Annotated in this window: 17 protein-coding genes and 1 pseudogene; 9 read left to right on the top strand and 9 right to left on the bottom strand. The window is 38.3% G+C overall.

The window, feature by feature from the left end; all coding sequences use genetic code 11:
* Positions 1-364: 364 nt before the first annotated feature.
* The 4 genes from B5X76_RS07640 to B5X76_RS07655 are packed head-to-tail and all read right to left on the bottom strand — an operon-like array spanning position 365 to position 3,085.
* Positions 365-1,264, bottom strand: coding sequence for a DUF5777 family beta-barrel protein (locus B5X76_RS07640; RefSeq protein WP_139375232.1), 900 nt, complete (start codon positions 1,262-1,264; stop codon positions 365-367).
* Between the two features lie 14 nt (positions 1,265-1,278).
* On the bottom strand, positions 1,279-1,824 hold the full coding sequence (locus B5X76_RS07645) for a YceI family protein (RefSeq protein WP_079642514.1): 546 nt from the start codon (positions 1,822-1,824) through the stop codon (positions 1,279-1,281).
* Between the two features lie 11 nt (positions 1,825-1,835).
* On the bottom strand, positions 1,836-2,210 hold the full coding sequence (locus B5X76_RS07650) for a c-type cytochrome (protein ID WP_079642515.1): 375 nt from the start codon (positions 2,208-2,210) through the stop codon (positions 1,836-1,838).
* Between the two features lie 29 nt (positions 2,211-2,239).
* A complete protein-coding gene (locus B5X76_RS07655) occupies positions 2,240-3,085 on the bottom strand; it encodes a hypothetical protein (protein ID WP_079642516.1) in 846 nt (281 codons plus the stop codon).
* A gap of 232 nt (positions 3,086-3,317) precedes the next feature.
* Here B5X76_RS07655 and B5X76_RS07660 point away from each other — a divergent pair, with 232 nt between their 5' ends.
* From B5X76_RS07660 to B5X76_RS07675, 4 genes are all read left to right on the top strand, one after another.
* Complete coding sequence (locus B5X76_RS07660) at positions 3,318-3,905, top strand: RNA polymerase sigma factor (protein ID WP_245800994.1); 588 nt, start codon at positions 3,318-3,320, stop codon at positions 3,903-3,905.
* Between the two features lie 5 nt (positions 3,906-3,910).
* Positions 3,911-5,089: a hypothetical protein gene (locus B5X76_RS07665; protein WP_079642517.1), complete on the top strand. Its 1,179-nt coding sequence runs from the start codon at positions 3,911-3,913 to the stop codon at positions 5,087-5,089.
* Positions 5,090-5,600: 511 nt separating this feature from the next.
* Positions 5,601-8,819, top strand: coding sequence for a SusC/RagA family TonB-linked outer membrane protein (locus B5X76_RS07670; RefSeq protein WP_176141011.1), 3,219 nt, complete (start codon positions 5,601-5,603; stop codon positions 8,817-8,819).
* A gap of 10 nt (positions 8,820-8,829) precedes the next feature.
* Complete coding sequence (locus B5X76_RS07675) at positions 8,830-10,569, top strand: RagB/SusD family nutrient uptake outer membrane protein (protein WP_079642518.1); 1,740 nt, start codon at positions 8,830-8,832, stop codon at positions 10,567-10,569.
* A gap of 78 nt (positions 10,570-10,647) precedes the next feature.
* Here B5X76_RS07675 and B5X76_RS07680 read toward each other — a convergent pair whose 3' ends face one another.
* The 3 genes from B5X76_RS07680 to B5X76_RS07690 form a co-directional block, all read right to left on the bottom strand.
* Positions 10,648-11,904, bottom strand: coding sequence for a hypothetical protein (locus tag B5X76_RS07680; RefSeq protein WP_079642519.1), 1,257 nt, complete (start codon positions 11,902-11,904; stop codon positions 10,648-10,650).
* A gap of 21 nt (positions 11,905-11,925) precedes the next feature.
* Positions 11,926-12,285, bottom strand: coding sequence for a VOC family protein (locus tag B5X76_RS07685; protein WP_079642520.1), 360 nt, complete (start codon positions 12,283-12,285; stop codon positions 11,926-11,928).
* A gap of 108 nt (positions 12,286-12,393) precedes the next feature.
* Positions 12,394-12,726 carry a hypothetical protein gene (locus tag B5X76_RS07690; RefSeq protein WP_139375233.1) on the bottom strand — a complete coding sequence of 111 codons (333 nt, stop codon included), beginning with the start codon at positions 12,724-12,726 and terminating at the stop codon, positions 12,394-12,396.
* 40 nt (positions 12,727-12,766) lie between these two features.
* Here B5X76_RS07690 and B5X76_RS07695 point away from each other — a divergent pair, with 40 nt between their 5' ends.
* The 5 genes from B5X76_RS07695 to B5X76_RS22440 all read left to right on the top strand — a co-directional run bounded on the left by B5X76_RS07695 (position 12,767) and on the right by B5X76_RS22440 (position 17,026).
* Complete coding sequence (locus tag B5X76_RS07695; protein ID WP_079642522.1) at positions 12,767-13,825, top strand: hypothetical protein; 1,059 nt, start codon at positions 12,767-12,769, stop codon at positions 13,823-13,825.
* A gap of 298 nt (positions 13,826-14,123) precedes the next feature.
* Positions 14,124-15,125 (top strand): S41 family peptidase, encoded by a 1,002-nt coding sequence (locus B5X76_RS07700; RefSeq protein WP_139375234.1) that lies wholly within the window; start codon positions 14,124-14,126, stop codon positions 15,123-15,125.
* Positions 15,126-15,210: 85 nt separating this feature from the next.
* Positions 15,211-16,350 (top strand): TlpA disulfide reductase family protein, encoded by a 1,140-nt coding sequence (locus B5X76_RS07705; protein WP_079642524.1) that lies wholly within the window; start codon positions 15,211-15,213, stop codon positions 16,348-16,350.
* Positions 16,351-16,355: 5 nt separating this feature from the next.
* Positions 16,356-16,640: a DUF1572 family protein gene (locus B5X76_RS07710; protein ID WP_079642525.1), complete on the top strand. Its 285-nt coding sequence runs from the start codon at positions 16,356-16,358 to the stop codon at positions 16,638-16,640.
* A 20-nt stretch (positions 16,641-16,660) separates the two neighbouring features.
* Positions 16,661-17,026, top strand: coding sequence for a DUF1016 N-terminal domain-containing protein (locus tag B5X76_RS22440; protein WP_394333399.1), 366 nt, complete (start codon positions 16,661-16,663; stop codon positions 17,024-17,026).
* 193 nt (positions 17,027-17,219) lie between these two features.
* Here the strand turns inward: B5X76_RS22440 and B5X76_RS07715 are convergent.
* Together B5X76_RS07715 and B5X76_RS07720 are read right to left on the bottom strand one after the other, a co-directional pair.
* A pseudogene (locus B5X76_RS07715) lies at positions 17,220-18,329 on the bottom strand (DUF3320 domain-containing protein); the annotation flags it as partial.
* A gap of 12 nt (positions 18,330-18,341) precedes the next feature.
* A partial coding sequence (locus tag B5X76_RS07720; protein WP_139375235.1) for an IS3 family transposase occupies positions 18,342-18,640 on the bottom strand: 299 nt, incomplete at its 5' end.

Consider the following 18,640-nt stretch of genomic DNA (forward strand, 5'->3'; position numbering starts at 1 on the left):
TGTAATAAATCTTATTTTAGAACCTATGTTAAATATTTTTTATCCCATTTTAAACTTGTATTTATTTGTTTAGTAGTGCTTAGTGTGTTTTCTGACGCTCCTTTGTTCAATAAGTTGAGTTAACCTTATCCCTTATTTTTATTTTATGATAAGTATGAGTTTTTTTCTTGTTTTATTATTATGTGTGTACATTTTTTTAAGAGCCTCGTTAAGTCTTTTCACGGCTTGCAGTTATATAGGGGTAGCACTTACATTAATCCATTTGTCTTTCTGTCCAATAGTATGATTACCCAAGGATGTTGTTGATTTATTCCTTCGAATCTTTGTTTTTATGTATGGAGAATCTCCTCGCTATACTAAACCCCTATCGAAACTGTCCTTTAGACCAGGTGCTCGTCGTTTCCGTAATAAACTGCGACTCCTGTATGGCGGTAGCGTTCGTAAAGTTCATATGAAAGACATGTCCTCCAGTCTCTATTTCTAATCCCAGTCCAAGCGCATTATAATATTTTTCACCCCTTATTCCTTCCATATATCCCTTTTTAGATTCATCCCGTATAGGGAGGAAGTAGTCTGCTACAACGGCCATTCGTTTGCTTAGTTTTACCCGGCCACCTACACCAATGGCGAATACATTATTTTGATCACCATAGGCTGTATAATTACGATGTACGTAGGTCGGCACGACCTGTAGTGATAAGAATGAATTAAATTTTCGGGCTACAATGATTTGACTTACATAAGTCAATCTGTCGTTAAAATCAGGATAATGTACAGCCGATGTCAGGTCTTCCGAAGCCTTCATGGCACTAAGCGTTGCACTGCCAAACAAAGCGATACTTACAGGTACACTATTGTCTTGACGCTGCTGTAGTATACGATACTTGATGTTTCCTTCGTAAAGCTGTCTAGCGTCAGTTGCCCCTTTAGCCCTTGCAATGCCAATATTCAGATTATCCCATAATCCATAGTCAAATCCTATTCTGATATCCGTCGAGTTATCCAATCCAAAGAAATTTTTAGCCCCCCCAGCGTTCCCCGCAATATCTCCGAATCGGTGATCCACCCGAAAATCCAGTTCCCCTTTATTTATAGTTTCGGTTGTTCGGCCGTTAATTAGATTGCCAGCTTTGAAAATAGAGACAGTCTGACTGCTGCTAGGCCCCGAGTTTATCAATAGCGAGTCAAGGTTGTCCTGTCCGTTCGACAACTTTGGCGCGATAAACCCAATTATTGTTAGTACCGTTATTACGGTTTCTTTCATATTCATAGATTTTTTTATTGCTTATATGCTACTTCAAACTTTACTTTTACAACCTCAGCTATATTTTTACCCACCACTGTAGGAATCTTTATGTTATGATCAGCAAGCCGTACATCAAAACTTCCCTTAGCAATCAATATGTTATTAGCCGACCGAATCTGGACCTTTGTATGATATTGTTTGGAAATACCATGGATATTTAGCATGCCAGTGACCTCTAGTTCATAGGAACCCTCTTTTTCCAGTTTATTTGCTTCCAATACCTTACCTCTGAATTCGGAGGTCGGATAACGTTCACTTTCCATGTAGTTTTCGTTGAAATGTTCCTGCATCAATTTTTTCTCAAATTGAAAAGTAGAATTCCATACTTTAAATACAATATCGCCGGTCGTAGTACTGAACGCGGAGGCGCCCAGCTTGCTGATCGCTTCAATATCCTCAAGTGGGGCACTGCTGAAAAATGAAATCTGTGCATCTTTACAGCTCCAGGCTTTTGTTAGGGAAATTGCCGATGATAATAGACCGGTAAATACGGCTACAATGATTGCTATACTTTTCATGCTGAAAGAATTTAGTTTTCTGGCGTATTGCGAATATTAAACCAAGCGTTCAATAACTCGATTTCTTTTGCAGAGAGGGAGCCGTTCATAGGCATTACTTTTGTCACCAGCAGGACGTTGGCAATTTTAGCAGCATTTGATTTTACGGACGTATATCCCGAGAATGTCCATTTACCACTTCCGGCACCTCCACTGGCATGGCACGAGTTACATTTGTTTTCAAATAATACTTTCACATAGTTGTTGTACGATACATTGTCAACCGTAACCGTTGTAGGGGTAGGTTCTTCAGGTTTGGGTTCATCAGCCTGTTTTTTTGAACAGCCTGTGATTAATAATATTACTAATGTCAATAGACCTAATGAATTTACGATAGTCGATTTCATATATACTGTGTTTAAAAATGAATACCTAATTAAGCCTTTGGTGCTGTTGTAGTCTTTTCGTTGACGATAGGCCATACTCCAGGTTTTGGAAAACTTACCCCTTTGTTGTCGCCTCTTTTGCTATCCTGACCGAAGTAATACAAAGGCCAACCTTTATACGTTAATTGTGATTTTCCATATACAGTTATAATAGCAATCTGATCTTTTGTTACTATCGAAGGGATTGCTCCGGTATTGGATTGAAATATTGGCCATACAGCATCATTACTAAAGTCAGCTTTCGTGAATGTATTGGTGTTGAATTTATCAGGAGCAAAAGAATAAAGGGTACGTCCCTGACCATCCGTAAGGTATGACGTCAAAGCTTGCCCCTCTGTATAGTCATCTTTGTAAGATTTTCCATCAGCCCCAATGAGCTGAGCGTTTGCGACCATTAACAAATAATCCGGTTTTGCGACATACCATATCTTTAAAAAAGCATCTCCTTTTACATCATTTGTAGCAGCATCATTAGCATAGTAGTACAGTGGCCATCCTTTATAAGTAGACTGTTTGGTACCATCTTCTCGGGTTATTTCACCTATAAGAGATTTATCGAGTCCCAGATCTGAACTTGGGTCTGTGTTGTGGTATACAGGCCAGTTAGCGAGGCATGCCCCAGCGCAGCTAGCAATCCCTTTGCTGTCCTTAGCAAAAAAATATAAAGTTTTTCCTTTTGCATCGGTCAATACCTTTCCAAAATTTGCGTCCACCCGTGTTTGTAGTCCTTTTTTTTCTTCGACAGGAGGCGTTGTTTCATCATCCGAGCAAGCGCTCATAGAGGTCAATAACAAACATAGCTGCACGGCTACCAACGATTTTCTTACAATTTTCATTACTCTTTGGTTTAAATTACTTGATTCCTTATAACCAGTATTACGGTTGTAAATCGTAAAGGGTTGCCTGAATATGGTCCGTTTTTAGATTTTTTTTGATTATAGGCCCCGTGTCATTTATTTTAAAAAAATCGAAAAAAAAAGACAATGCTAGGCAACCATTTTAATAAATGCACCGTATTAGATAATAAAGAGTAAGAATCTTAAATTTACAGATACGAAATCATACCCCGTGGGAATACCTGAATTGGATGAAAGATTAGGAGAGCTAGTAAGGGGCTGTCTGCGCAATGATCGTAGGGCTCAAAAGGAACTCTATAGGCATTATTATGTGACAGCCATGGGGATATGTCTTCGTTATGCCAACAATAAGGAAGATGCCGCAAGTATTTTAAATGAGGGGTTTTACAAAGTGTTCTCTCATATTTCAAGTTATGATTTTACGCGATCTTTTACCATTTGGATCAGCAAGATTATGACCAATACAGCTATAGATTTTTACAGGGCAAACCTTCGCTTTACCAATCATACGCACGATTTAGAACACCTAGAATATGTAGATCATGAGGCGCAGAGTATCATAGGTAGATTGCATTATAAAGATCTGTTGCGCATGATACACTCGCTGTCGCCAGCATATCGAGCCGTGTTTAACTTGTATGCTATTGAGGGGTATCCTCATGAAGAGATTGCGCAGTTATTGGGTATTTCCATAGGTACTTCCAAATCTAATCTATTTAAGGCAAGAGCAAAGCTTATAGAAATGTTAAAAGTTTCAGATTTAGTTGGGAGTACAAAGAATATTAAATTGGAGGAGTAAGGAAGATGGAACGCAATGAAATAGACAAACTATTTAAAAAAGGATTAGAACATCCGGATGTGCATTTTGAAGAAGCACACTGGGATGCTATGGCTAAAAAGTTGGATCAGACCTCTTCAAAATCCCGGAGAAATCTGGTAGTAATTTTGTCACTTGGAGCAGCTGCAGCAGTGGTCTTATTATTTTTCGTAGTCAGAATGTTTGACCCTAGCGAGCCTGCCCCGACTACGAAAGACGCTAATTCAACATTAGCAGAGGAGCCGGCTGGTAGGATTGAAGGAAAGAAAGTTGAAATAGCACAGCCGGTTAATAAAAATATAAAGCAGAGGCAGCGAATCTTCGTTAATAAAGAAGGGTATATAGCAGCAATACGAACGACTGCTATAAAGCCAGACTTCATATTGTCAGAGCAAGAGACTGAGCCTGTTTTTGGAAGAGAGTTGGACAGTATAGAAGAGGTTCATCCTCGTTTCAGGAGGAGTAGCAATATCCCTGAACAGCTCACGTTTCGAGCGACGACTCGCGAACAGATTAAGATTTCTCCTATCTCGGATGAAGAGCCTTTATCGATTGGTATCGGCAAAAAAAGCTTGGGGACCTTAAGTATCTTGGTAGCCCCCGATCTGACCAGTGTTCGAGGGGCAGGGCAGAGCTCATTCAGTCAAAATATAGGATTGACTTACACATATCCTGTTACCAATCGTATCAGTATCTCTACAGGCGCTGTATATGCCCGCAAGAACTATAACTCACCGTACAGTTTTTATAAGCCAGTTATTAAATCTAGTTCGGGTTATTATTCAGATCACAGTCCCGATCAGGTTAGCGCTTACTGCGATGTTCTTGATATTCCCATCACAGTAGGAGTTAATGTATACAAAAGCCGAAAGAATAGTGTAAATGTCCATTTAGGGGCGTCGAGTTACTTCATGCTTCGGGAGAATTATACTTTTTTCTATGAAGGTGAAGTCGATAGGGCGTATGAGGTAAAGGGTAAGAATAGTCATGTCATGGGAGTTGCGGATTTTTCTGTTTCCTTTGAGCATAAACTATCGGATAAAATAAATATAGGCATTAGGCCATTTTATAAAATGCCACTCACAGGAATTGGTTATGGTCAGACCAAGTTAGATTCCAAGGGGGTCGCGGTTACACTCGGTCTTGATTTCTTCAAGAAAAAGTAGCAATAAGGTTATTTCGTTGATTAGCTTTTCATATTGACTCATTCTTCATAAACCTTTGGTCTGTACAGCAAATGGTTTCTTTTCTTTAGTTCAATAATTTTCATTTCTCTTTAGTTCTTATAGTACGTTGGACTAAATGATCCTTTGCAGAAAACTATATTCTGTTTTCTTCTAAGGCGGGTACAGTTAATTTTTGAAAAAAATCAAAACATTGTGTTTGAGGTTTTTGTGTTTTTTTTGTCTACGTAGTTTTGAATCAATTAACCCTTATTTGGTCTATAAAATACACGCATTGGATACCTAATATCTATCTCACTTTTTTCTAAATAGGACTACTTATAATCAAAACTTTTTTTTGTTCTTTCAATCTGATCGCAATCGATTTCGTCATAAAGGCAATCGATTGCGTTGTTTTGATCGAATAAGTTTGAGAAATTATTGACGTAACATTGTGTTAGCACATGTGGTCAATGTGCTGACTAACATTATACTCAATAAATTGTGTTATCTAATGAGAAGTAAGATTTCCACGTACAACAGAAGCATCCCATTTTTCAACTGGAAGTTGGGGTTAGCTTTGACACTTATTGGCACTCCCTTGAGTGCACAGTTTGCAATGGCTGCAGAGTCATCGAGTTCCACCATTACTACCGTTCCTATCTTGCAATCAACTATTTCGGGGAAGGTAGTTGATGCCGAAGGCAAACCAATAGCAGGGGTAACGGTCAATGAAAAAGGAACAAACAATAGCACTTCAACGAATAATAATGGTACATATACCCTGAAGGTTAATTCTACGAGTGTCACATTGGTAGTTAGATTCATGGGGTATCAAACAATTGAAGTTAAAGGCACGAATGCGGGATTAATTACCCTTTCCGCAGATGAAGATCTATTAGAAGAAGTTGTCGTTGTGGCATATGGTAGTCAAAAGAGAGCCAATGTTACTACAGCAGTGACGCAGGTTGATAAAAAAGTATTAGAGAATAGACCCTCGCCGTCAATTGCTAACATGTTACAAGGGGCGGCACCTGGGTTGGTTGTTACTCGAAATTCAGGACGGCCAGGTGCTCAAGGGTTGAATCTTCAAATCAGAGGTGCATCATCGGCGAATGGAACGACTCCGCCGTTGTACGTAATCGATGGTGTTTTGAGCTCAGAATCCGCATTTACAGCGATCAACCCTTCCGATATAGAAAATATTTCTGTTCTAAAAGATGCTGGGGCAACTGCAATCTATGGAACCGATGGAGCGGGAGGAGCTGTACTTATTACGACCAAGGCAGGACGCAGCGGTCAATCTCGTATTTCATTTAATAGCAATTTAGGAGTGCAACGTCCGGGGAATATTCCTAAAAGACTGTCGCTGATTGATGAGATGAATTACGTGAATTTAGCACGTCAAAATGCTGGCGTTGGCGCTGAGTATAGCCCTGAAGATTTAAATTATGCAGTAAATGGGCCTACTTTTGTTTTAGGATCCAACGGGCAATGGAGAACATACAATCAAGAAAGTCTTATTGATCAGGTTGTTCAAAAGAAGTATAACATTTACAATAATAATTTACAGTTTTCTGGAGGCAATGAAAGTGTCACTTATCTAGCATCATTGGGACATATGAGCCAAAATGGTATGTTTAAAGTTGGGGAAGACAAATATGGCCGATTAAACGGACGTGTTAATTTGTCCGCAAAAGTTAACCAATATCTTAAATTAGATATCCGTTCAGCTTATGTAAAAGAAGATACCGACAATCCTCAAGACGGAGGTTATGGTATAGATGGGGGAGGTAACGGGATTTTGCGACAGTTTTATTCCTCAAGAATGCGCTTCCCGATTTACAATGAAGATGGTACATATTATAGATCGGGCACATCTTCTGCATTTGGATACGCGTTGTTAAAAGATGGTGGTTTCAATCGTGATCGTCAGACGAACTATATAAATAACTTTACTGCTACATTCAATAATTTTATTGATGGATTAGACATTCGGTTAATTTATGGTAGAGAAGATAGAATCCGAGAAAACAGAAACTTCAGACGTACTGTCACATATTATTCCGGGCCAACCCCCAGTACATCATCCCAGCTAAATAATCCGAATAACTATTCAGTTACCAATTACAATTGGCTTAAAGAAAATGCACAGGTTATCGCTGATTACAAATTTTCATTAAATAATAGTCATAACTTCCATGTTATGGGTGGTTTTCAATGGGATCATTACAAGTATAAGAATGTCTTTGCTTCGACAAAGGGATTATATGTGAATGACAACCCGAGCTTGAACTTCACTTCTGATCCGTTGAATAAATCTAACTCACAGGGGAGCGAAGAAGAAGTTAAGCAAGCTTTCTTTGGCCGTCTTACCTATAACTATAAAGAAAAATATCTTTTTGAAACAACCATTCGAAGAGATGAAAGCTCGAGGTTAACACCTGGTAACCGTGTAAATATATTTCCCTCATTTTCTGCAGGATGGAACATATCAAAAGAGGATTGGTTTGAAGGGATGTCAAAGACCATCAACGATTTAAAATTACGTGGTTCCTGGGGTAAAGTTGGATTACAAAAGGGAATTGGATATTACGATCACATAGCCATGTTGGGAACGGGAACCAACGTGCTATTAGGAGACACAAGACAGACCTATAGCTTTCAAAACATGATCCCAGGTACTGAAATGGGCTGGGAGACCGTCGAGGATCGCAATGTCGGTTTAGACTTTTCTCTGTTGAATAGAAAACTGACTGGTAGTTTTGACTACTATAATAAATTCAACAACAACATGTTTGTATCTATTAATTACCCAGCGACTATCGGTATTAATGTTCCAAAGTCCAATGATGCGAGACTAAAAGCTTGGGGCTGGGAATTTGGTTTGGCTTATAAAGACAAAACGGCATCAGATTTTTCGTACAACGTCGGGGTAAGTTTAGCGGATAATAGAAATAGGTTGATTGACTTTCGAGGCAATGGAAATATTATTAATTCAGGTATAAATGCTACAGTAGAGGGATATGCTTTAAATTCGATATGGGGCTATAAGACGGATGGGTATTTTCAAAGTCAAGAAGAGGTGGATAAGGCACCAAAATATACGAGGATTCTGAACAAGACAGGCGTTCCAGGTATTGGTGATATTCGCTATGTAGACATTGATGGAGATGGAGAGATTACACCTGGTAAGAATATAATTGGTGATACAGGTGATTTGGTGTATCTTGGTGATACTAATCCAAGATACCAGTTCGGAATCAATGCTGATTTTTCTTATAAGAACTTTGATTTTACGTTCTTTATACAAGGTATTGGTAAGAGAAATTTGAAGCCAAGTAATGAATTGATTCAACCACAACTGTATTCTTATTATTTACCGATGAGTTTCCATATGGATTATTGGACAGAAGACAATAGAGATGCTGCATTTCCAAGACCCTATTTAGAAGGAAATCACAATTTTGTAAACTCTGAAAAATGGTTTGTAAGTGGAGCCTATGCACGACTGAAGAATGTACAATTGGGTTATACGCTAAATAAGCAGAATTTTGCAAAACTACCTTTCTCCAGAGTTAGAGTATATGTATCAGGGGAGGACTTATTGACTGTTTCTAAATTAGGGATTTTTAAAGGGGCAATTGATCCGGAGATCAGACCCGAAGATAATAAGATTTCTCCGTATCCCTTTGCAACGACAATCTCCTTTGGTTTAAATATTGATTTATAGTATTATTAACATGAAAAAGCGATTTATATATATATTCTTTGCAAGTACAATGCTAGCTTCGGTTAGTTCTTGCAAAATAGATACGTTCCCTGCAGATAATCTAAGTGATAATAACTTTTGGAACACCAGTGCTGATTTACGAATGGCAGCTAACTACTTTTACTCTACATTACCTGGGTTAACAACTACAGATGTAGCACAGGATGTTTGGTCATGTTACGCTTTTACGAATAGTGGAAATGACCGAAACATCAGTGATGGATCTCGAGTCGCTCCGGCTTCTAGTGGAGATTACAATTACTATGGCATTTTTCAAGCAAACAAACTTATCGAGAAGTCGACTGAAGTATTAGCGAAAGGTGCTAATGCAGATGAGGTCAATTGGTATGTTGGAGAGGCCAGATTCTTTCGTGCATGGTATTATTTCGAAATGTTTAAGCGATTTGGAGGCGTTCCAATCATAACCAAGACTTTAAGTGTTAATTCTCCAGAGCTATTGACTCCCCGTGCAACTAGAGAAGAGCTTTTGAATTTTATTTTTGAGGATTTAGATTTTGCAATATCTGTATTAAGAAGCCCTGATGCTTTAAATACAGCCAAAGAATATGGACGAATTTCTAAAACTGCGGTGCAGGCTTTCAAAGCACGTGTAGCTCTATTTGAAGGAACAAGAGAAAAGTTTCACGAGTACGGTGATGCGAATAAACATCTGACTTTGGCTAAGGAATCCGCAGAAGCAGTGATGAATTCGAACGATTATGCTTTGTTTTCAAAGCCAGGTACAGGGAGCGGTGGTCAAGTCACAAATGATGCTTATTATAATTTGTTTCAAGAAGCCGGTGATGGGCGAGCTAATAAGGAAAATATTATTGTGAAGGCCTATGGTGTTAATCAAGCTAATAGTATTGTTTCTACGCCTGTGCAACGTTATTATGAAGGTGCAAATGTAACTCCAACACAAAACTTTGTTTCAAAGTATTTAATGGCAGACGGTTTGCCTATTGAAAAATCACCCTTGTATTCCGAGCCTACAGCACAAACAACACATGCGGGATACTTTGCTAAAAAAGATCCTCGAATGTCGTTTACGATATTCAAAAGAGGAGATGAGTTTATACAAAGTAGTAACTATACAATACCCAACCCTAGGCAACACGTTAGTGGATATGGTATTCGTAAATACGCTAATAAAGCTTTTTGGAATATTCAAGCATCTTATATTGACAAACCGATTTTGCGATATGCTGAAGTATTATTGATTTATGCCGAGGCTCAGTATGAACTTAATGGTAGTATCAGTGATGCTGATCTAGATAAGACTGTGAATGCCTTGCGTGGACGATTGCCGCAGGTAAATATCGGCACAACGGGTGTCCCTAATTATGTATCACTGCCCAAGTTGACAAATGCATTTGCTACAGCTAACGGGCTTAGTATGCAGGAAGAAATTCGACGCGAACGTTTAGTTGAGCTAGCTTACGAAGGACAAGCCTACTGGGATCTGATTCGATGGAAGAAAGCTGAGGTAGAAATGAAAGAATCGTTAATAGGAAGCTATTTCTTTTCGGAGTATCTTACCGATCCAGGTGAAAAGTGGAGCGCTACAACACCGAAAAATGCAAAAGGTTACGTAGTCTTACAAGATGCATCTTTAAGGAAATTTGATCCTAAGAAAGACTACTTGTGGCCTATTCCTTTGGATGAAATTGCTAAAAATAGAGAAAATATCAAACAAAATCCAGGCTGGTAGAATCTATTTCATATAATAATGAAAGGCCCTTTTCAATCATGATTTGAAAAGGGCCTTTCATTATTATACCGTCAATCATTAACAATTATGATAAGGTTCTGGTGTTTCCACCTCAATGCCTAGAAGGTTTTGTAGCGGTTGTACGTAGGCATCTAATGATTGCTGTTCACCGTAGTAAATCGTTACTAAATCATTCGACGTCAACCGGACAAAAAGTTCCACATACCCACCGCCTTTTGCCGGTAATACATTTTGTACAATAATCTGACTTACATCTTTGCGGTCAAATTGGATAGCATACTGATCTCCAGTAAAACCAAATGTATTATCGTCAGCGAACCAAAACGCTTGGCGATGTTTAGCTTTTTCAGCCACTAATGCAGGCAAAGCAATGACGCTAGCATTGTTTTTGTAATCGGGTTGAAAATCTAAGGAGCTATCAAACGTCAGAATTTGTGTGGTTTCAGGGTTTAATTCCAAATTTTCCAGTAAAACGCTATCCGAATAATCCCTATAATTGCTTATTGTTAGTGATGTTCCACCATCGTCGTATTGACCATCCACATCATAGGTATAACAGATTGAAAGACCTATTCCATCCATATCAAATGTTAAATGTTTTTGATCCTCACGTTCGTAACCCGCGTCATCAATATCAGTAGGAATTTCATTCATCCAAAGTTTGCGCAGCTCGTTATAACTTTCATCTGTGTGCGAATCTGCATATAGGGTCGTAAAATACGATTGAACTGCTATATTTTGACGCTCATTTTCATCGTAGTAAAATTCTAGAACATCCATTATTAAAGAACCTATCCGCACAGGGTAATCGATTTTAAAGTAACTCGTCTCAAATTCAGATTGGTATAGATGTCCGATGTCGAGTTTTAAAAATTCCTCATACGTAGTATCCCAAGAGACAAATAGTGGTGTGTGCATTTGCACCTCAAATCCATCTTCGTAGTCCGTGTATTGATCCGTTAATACCCGATAGTTTGTCGGTTTTTTATCCATCCAGATACGATGCTTCTGTTCATCTTTACTAGTTATGGTTTTAAAGAATAGTATATCATCAAACCCAAAACGTTCCGATAATACTGGATATACTTTAGAGAACCCCTGTAGCAATACCGGTATATAGTGCTGTCTATAGTCGAATAGAAATAGATAGGGGTTGTCACCCAAAATTTCGATATAGGCATATTTTAACAGGGACAGATCCACGCTTTCTTGATAGCCATGATCCTCATAAAAAAGTCGATTATCAATGATATAAATATTCCCCGGTTCTGTTTCTTTTGGAAATGAATTGTTCTTTTTGAAAAGATTGAACATAATTATGACTTTATTCTGAACTTATAATGACCAAACAGCCAGTTCATAGCCATCCATATCGGTAAATTGAAAACGTCTACCTCCGGGAAAGCTGAAAATATCTTTAACAATAGTTCCTCCCGCATTCATTACTTTAGTTTTGGTAGCTTCAAGATCGTCAGAATAGAGTACGACCAAAATTGTCCCATTTATGGGTTCTCCCTGAGCAAAACCGCCGTCTACATACTCGCCTTCGAATGCTGTGTATCCTTCGCCATAGTCTGTAAACTTCCAGTCAAAACATTGGGTATAAAAGTGTTTTGCTTTGATAATGTCTTTTGAGAGAAATTCAATGTATTGTATTTGCTCGTGCTTTAGATTCTGCGTATTATTCTCAGCCATGATAGATTATTTAGTCTATAAATATAACCAGTTTATAAGACTTTACCTTGAAATATCATACTATCGGTACCAAATTTTTTAAGATAGAGTATGTTTAATTATATACAATTAGCTCGCCTCAAAGTCCAAGCTTTTCCAGTTTTCCTTCTTCAGGACTTTGAGCAGGAACAAAAATAGGATCCACATCAGCAGAGCTGCTCCCCAGATCGCCAGTTCATATTGGTGAACCATGATGTGCAGATAGCCTACCAGTGCCAAAAGCCCAAGTACGAATAGATTGATCAAGACCCTACTTTTGCCATTCTGGGTCGCCTGAGAAAATGGAAAAGCCTTGACCAGGAATAAAGTAATGAGAACACACTCCACACCACCGATAGCCATTGCCAACAGGATATCATTGATATAGAGTGTCATAAAAATATTTAATGACCAAAATTTCATTATTTCTTTTTTTTCTGATATTTTCAGTTGAAAAATAACCATGAAGAAACTGATCACCTTCCTTAAGTATACCCTGTTGACAATATTTTCTATTGTTTTATTGCTTGTTTTATTTATTTTTATAAATAACCGCATTTTTATCGGAAGTCAGGAACAACAGTTTACCGATTACCTTAAAGAAAACCGTGAGGAGATTTCTGGCAAGGTAGAAGGGAAATTATTTGATGATAATTTTTTTAACTCCCAAGTATTTCTTTTCGGCGAAGTACATGGCTATGCCGATAATCAAAAAGCGGATCAATATTTCCTTAAATTTTTAAATCAAGAGAAGGGAGTGAGATATTATGTGGCTGAAATAGATAGTATTAATGCCGATAAGTTAAATCACTTCCTAATAGATAGTACAAAGAATCTTCCTTTGCTTAAGGAAGTTGTAACTGCTATCAGAAAAAGAATTCCACAACAATCCAGTAAGGAGTTATTGGAAAAGTGGAGCGATATTTACGATTATAACCAAACTTTAAACGATTCCTTAAAAGTACAAGTACTTGGGATTGATGTCGATTCTGATGATAATTCCCGTAAGATTCCTAGGGATTCCGCAATGTATGTCAATTTCAGCAATTCGTTGAAAAGACTTCGTATACAGGATGAGAAGTTTTATGGATTCTTTGGTTTTTACCATGTGCTTCAGCATGGAGCAAAAATGGGCAAAAAACCTTTTGCCGAATATCTTAAAAATTCAGGTTTTAAAGTGTCAAGTATCGTCAGCTATACGCTAGATAGCGAGATGTACCTGCCTAAAACTCCGCAGTTTCCCACTCCAGCCGATCAGAAAATAAGTTGGATTAATGCAGATGGACCATTCATGTTGGTCAAAGGGATAAATGATTTTAACGGACTGCTGAAACCGAACTCTATCCATTTGTTTAAATTAGATTCGAAAGAATCACCGTTCCTAACATCAGATAAGCTCGTGTCTATTAAATCCAGAATGTTCGGGGAGAATTTCACCCCACAACAGTCGACTTCAACGCTAGATTACTTTCAGTATATTGTGTTGTTAAAGAATTCGAAAGCCCTTACACCGCTACAATAGTTATCATATAACCAATAATGACTTCTATCCTGGACATGTACCATCTTAAACGTTAGAGCTTTAATCACATCGATGCGATCATATCATACACTATGAGATATATAAAATACCGATCTATTGTTTTCCTAACAGTCCTGATTTGTTCTTTGTCGAGCAAAGCTCAGGAATTGACAGAGCAGCAGTACAAAGAAGACATAGATTTTTTTGGCCGTGAATTGGCAAGCCGACACAAAAATCTATTTGAAAAATTAGTGCCGAAGATTTCAGGAAGAAGCTGCATAATGTTGAGGGTAAACCCTTGACCAAGCAAAACCTAGTCATCCATTTGTTGCAAGTGATCAAAGAAGTAGGAGATGAACACACCATGATTTTTCAGTCGAACTATCCACTGCTGTATCCCTTAAGATTCGATCTTTTCAAAGAAGGTATATATGTAGTCGCTACCGATTCATCCCATTCCGACCTTCTATACCGGCAACTACAAGGGATAGATGGTCATCCTACGAAAGCTATTATTGAAGACTTGAAAACGCTAGTCAAAGAAGGAAATCCTTCTTATTATGATGTCTACTTGATGCTTATGCTCCGAAATCCGACAATCCTTAACGGCATCGGTATCACTGATTCAGATCTCAAAGCAGATTTTATTTTTGATGGTACACGACATATATTTTACCCATCTAAACAGCATAAGGTCAATATTGACTCCAAACTCTTGCGTTACAGTAAGGGCGAAAATTATTGGTATTCATTCATAGATGATCAGAAAACTATCTATTTTAATTATCAAAAATGTGATCAACAACCGGGAAAACCATTTGATGCTTTCGCTCAGCAGTTATTTCAAGAGATTGCTGCTACTAAACCGAAGCGAATGATCATAGACCTAAGAAACAATAGTGGTGGCAATTCCGGTATTCTGCAATCCTTCTTAGACAAGCTCAAGGATAGCCATCTGAATAAAAAGGGATCACTTTATGTATTGATTGGTAAAAACACGTTTTCATCGGCGTTGACCAATGCTGTTGATCTAAAAAGAAACTTCAATGCTATTTTGGTAGGCGAGCCCACAAGTGGTAATGTTAATCATTACGGAGAGATTAGAGGATTTCAGTTGCCCCATTCCCAGTTAGAGATTGGATATTCCACTAGGTATTGGGAAGTTTGGAAAGGATACGAAGGAGCCTTAAAGCCAGACCATGCCATTACCTATTCCATATACAATTTTAAGAAGGGGAAAGATGAAGCTATCGATTATATTTTAAATACGAAAAAGACATCATCCCAGCGGGGAAATTGAAGATTAAATAATTAATAAAGTAAAACACTTCCTCAAAATATTATCTTTATTATTGATAATGTTGTAAACTTTTTTGCGAACGAATATGAATCAATTATTTGCCTTAGTATCATTTGTTTTTCTTTTATCAAGTATTACTTTCCGTACAGATGCTCAAGAAAGGATGTCTTTTACAGTAAGCGGTCAGATAGACACTATTCCACATTCGAAATATCGTATACTGTATGACGATGCGGGTAAGGAAGTGTGGGACTCCATTCAGATAGATGACCGTAATCAATTTACTTTTACAGGCCTTATAACCGAGCCTATCAGATTTCATCTAGTCATTGATAATGATTTTAATCCCCGACTGGTTCTAAATCAAGAAATCTATAGTTTTTGGGTACAGCCAGGAGAGCAGATTCAGTTTCATGGTCATACCGGGTGGTTAGTCGGAGCTAAAGAAGATCGCAGAGTAGATAATAGTAGATATAGCATCAAAGGAGCATCTTTAGATAATGAAGCACGTAGTTATGAAAAAGAACGAAAAGAGGAAAGTCTAGCTCACAGCAAGAAAATAAATCGTAAATTGAAACAGACCGAATACGATTCGCTATCTAGACAGGCTATTCAGGACTTTGTCGCACTCAATCCAGACAGTTTTTACAGTCTTTATCTTTTGAACAGTCAAATGAGATTTTATCCCGAAAGATTCCAATTTGTTGCTCCATTAGAAGCTTTACTCTCATCTCGGCTGCGAAGTACTTATAGTGGTCATTTTTTGACACAAAAGATTAGCGATATGCCTAATTTACAGATAGGGAAGTTCTTGCCTGAATTTCAGGTCTCCGATTTGAATGGAGATATACGCAAGCTGTCAGATTTCAAGGGGAAATATGTATTAGTTGATTTTTGGGCCAGTTGGTGCGGGTCGTGCCGTGCAGAATTTCCATACTTACTGGAGTTATATGCCAAATACAAGGCTCAAGGTTTTGAGATCCTAGCAGTTTCCATTGACGATACTAAAGATGAATGGTTAAAGGCAATACAAGAAGAAAATTTGTCATGGACAAATACCCTAGATGCAGGTGGGTTTAAGAGCCAGCTTTATAATCGATTCGGTTTAAGAGGTGTGCCAGATAACTTCCTTCTAGATCGATCTGGAAAGATTGTAGCGCGCCAATTAAGAGGAGAGGCTTTGCAAACGACTTTGAGAGATCTCATAGCTAAAGACTCGCAGTAAAAGGGATGCTCCACTATACAAATTTGAATTCAATACAAGAGGACCTGTCAAAAATAATTTATATTAGAAATCAAGGGCATAGTGTTATGGAAGCAATTAATAGACAGTTAGCGCATTACCCTTATCACATTGGTCAAATTGTTTACATTGGCAAAATGCTTCAAGGTAATGAATGGCGGTCACTATCTATTCCAAAAGGTAAGTCCACTGATTATAATGCTGAAAAATTTAATAAAGCAAAACATAATGAACATTTTACAGATGAATTTTTAAACGATAGAAAGGAATAAATCCCTTCTTTATTGACACTTTGGCACAGTCTACGTTACAGTCTCCGACCGACTTATTAAATTATCTAGCCGATGAGCTGTCGCCAACGTTTGGCAGTGCATTCTCTTATCGACAATTAAACTGGCCCCGCCATTTTTATCGTACATTCCCGATTGTATACGCATTGTGTTCACAATTCAACTGGGCACATTATAGAACACTGATAACTACACCGGTTTCAAAAAGTCTCCGTCTTTTGTTATTTTTTTGCGCTCTACGGCATCATGAACAGATTCTAATATCGATGTTCGCATATCTTCCGTTACTCTCGAATAACCGAAGATTTTCGCTATTAAAGGAACAGCACTCTCGGGTTGTATTGCAATCGAGTTCTCTACCACTTTAGCTATAGCAAGATTCATTTCTTCGGGGGCAATGTACATTAGTTTTCGTGAATTAGGGTTCAGAAAGCTTCTATCGCGAATAGTGGCAGTATCATTTTCGGGATGCCATAAGAAGTCGTTTTTTCTAAGGACCAAACCACTATTGACCGCATAGGAGGTTGCTTTTGCAATTTTTGCACGACTATTGCTGCCAATTTTTAATATTCCGTTTGCATCGGCTATTCTCCTTACCAATTCTTCAAAATGTATGGGGTTTTCGATTTTTACAACTTCAGCTATCCAATTTCCAATTCTTGCAGTAGAATAGTTGGCAAGTTCCTGAAAGGAAACATCCGGAGGTAAGGTAGCTACTGTATATTTTTCATAAGACTCAACATGCTCAACCGTATCTTCGCGAATCAAACTTTTTAAATCTTCCATTACTTCTTCTTCAACAGCATCATTATGCTCGGCCTGCATCTTTGCTTTTTCAATTGCATCTATAAGCAATTGTAATTCTCCTTTCGGATTTCTAAACCAATCTGTGCTCCAGACATGGAATAGGTTCCAACCCATGCTTTCAAGAACGGTGCTGCGTAACCTGTCACGATCTCTCGCAGACTTCGCATTGTGGTATGTCTTGCCGTCACAATTTATTCCGAGCAAATACCTTCCGGGATGGTCATTATCTACCACGGCTAAGTCTATATAGAATCCTGCCGAACCTACTTTTTCCCGTACGGTGTAACCTTTTTCTCGGAGTACTTCCGCCACGATTTCTTCAAATGGAGACGGCATGTATTCCATTTCCTCTTTGTCCCTCTCAAATTTTCCATACTGCGCATAATACAGGAAGCTTTTTAACGCCCATATCCCAAATTTTGCATTTGGCCCTGGATTTATATCCCCAGCAGTTATATTCGTAAAAACCTCACAACGGCTTTTTGCTCTCGTAATCAAAACATTCAGTCTTCGCTCTCCACCTTCATTATTTAATGGCCCGAAACTCATCGGTACCTTTCCGTCTTCAGTACGGCCATAACCAATACTGATAAAAATGACATCCCTTTCATCTCCCTGAACATTTTCGAGATTTTTGACAAAAAATGGTTCATTAGGATGACTTCTAAAGAAACTTTCTACATCCGGGTTCTTCCTACGGCGTATTTCAAGTGCATTTTGTATGGCCTGCATCTGCGCGGTACCGAAAGCGACAACGCCAAGACTTAATTTGGGGAAGTGTATTGCGTGATGCATTACGGCATCTGCAACACTATCAGCTTCCTTAGGATTAGTACGGGTTTTGCTGGAACTGCAACTAAAAATGAGAGACTTTTTTTATGCTGCTAATCTTTCTTTACCCAACAGCATTTCTTCCATTTGCCTAGGTGTTTTGTAACCTAAAGCCGAATGTGTTCTTTTAGTGTTATAAAAACCTTCTATATATCCGAACACCTCTAATTTAGCCGAGTGCTGATCCATAAACCTTCTATGGTAGACCATCTCTGCCTTTAAAGATTTGAAGAAACTCTCCGCTACGGCATTATCCCAACAGTTCGCTTTCCTACTCATACTCTGGATTATGTTATTATCGCTGAGTATCGATTTAAATTCGCCACAAGCGTACTGGATCCCTC

The organism is Sphingobacterium nematocida (genome assembly GCF_900168125.1).
Taxonomy (GTDB): domain Bacteria; phylum Bacteroidota; class Bacteroidia; order Sphingobacteriales; family Sphingobacteriaceae; genus Sphingobacterium; species Sphingobacterium nematocida.

What these genes read in the sequence shown, in the direction of transcription:
- B5X76_RS07675 (WP_079642518.1), top strand. Translation starts at nt 8,830, where the DNA reads ATGAAAAAGCGATTTATATATATATTCTTTGCAAGTACAATGCTAGCT.
- B5X76_RS07665 (WP_079642517.1), top strand. Translation starts at nt 3,911, where the DNA reads ATGGAACGCAATGAAATAGACAAACTATTTAAAAAAGGATTAGAACAT.
- B5X76_RS07695 (WP_079642522.1), top strand. Translation starts at nt 12,767, where the DNA reads ATGAAGAAACTGATCACCTTCCTTAAGTATACCCTGTTGACAATATTT.
- B5X76_RS07680 (WP_079642519.1), bottom strand. Translation starts at nt 11,904, where the DNA reads ATGTTCAATCTTTTCAAAAAGAACAATTCATTTCCAAAAGAAACAGAA.
- B5X76_RS07685 (WP_079642520.1), bottom strand. Translation starts at nt 12,285, where the DNA reads ATGGCTGAGAATAATACGCAGAATCTAAAGCACGAGCAAATACAATAC.
- B5X76_RS07705 (WP_079642524.1), top strand. Translation starts at nt 15,211, where the DNA reads ATGAATCAATTATTTGCCTTAGTATCATTTGTTTTTCTTTTATCAAGT.
- B5X76_RS07710 (WP_079642525.1), top strand. Translation starts at nt 16,356, where the DNA reads ATGCTCCACTATACAAATTTGAATTCAATACAAGAGGACCTGTCAAAA.
- B5X76_RS07650 (WP_079642515.1), bottom strand. Translation starts at nt 2,210, where the DNA reads ATGAAATCGACTATCGTAAATTCATTAGGTCTATTGACATTAGTAATA.
- B5X76_RS07690 (WP_139375233.1), bottom strand. Translation starts at nt 12,726, where the DNA reads ATGAAATTTTGGTCATTAAATATTTTTATGACACTCTATATCAATGAT.
- B5X76_RS07645 (WP_079642514.1), bottom strand. Translation starts at nt 1,824, where the DNA reads ATGAAAAGTATAGCAATCATTGTAGCCGTATTTACCGGTCTATTATCA.
- B5X76_RS07655 (WP_079642516.1), bottom strand. Translation starts at nt 3,085, where the DNA reads ATGAAAATTGTAAGAAAATCGTTGGTAGCCGTGCAGCTATGTTTGTTA.
- B5X76_RS07640 (WP_139375232.1), bottom strand. Translation starts at nt 1,264, where the DNA reads ATGAAAGAAACCGTAATAACGGTACTAACAATAATTGGGTTTATCGCG.
- B5X76_RS07670 (WP_176141011.1), top strand. Translation starts at nt 5,601, where the DNA reads ATGAGAAGTAAGATTTCCACGTACAACAGAAGCATCCCATTTTTCAAC.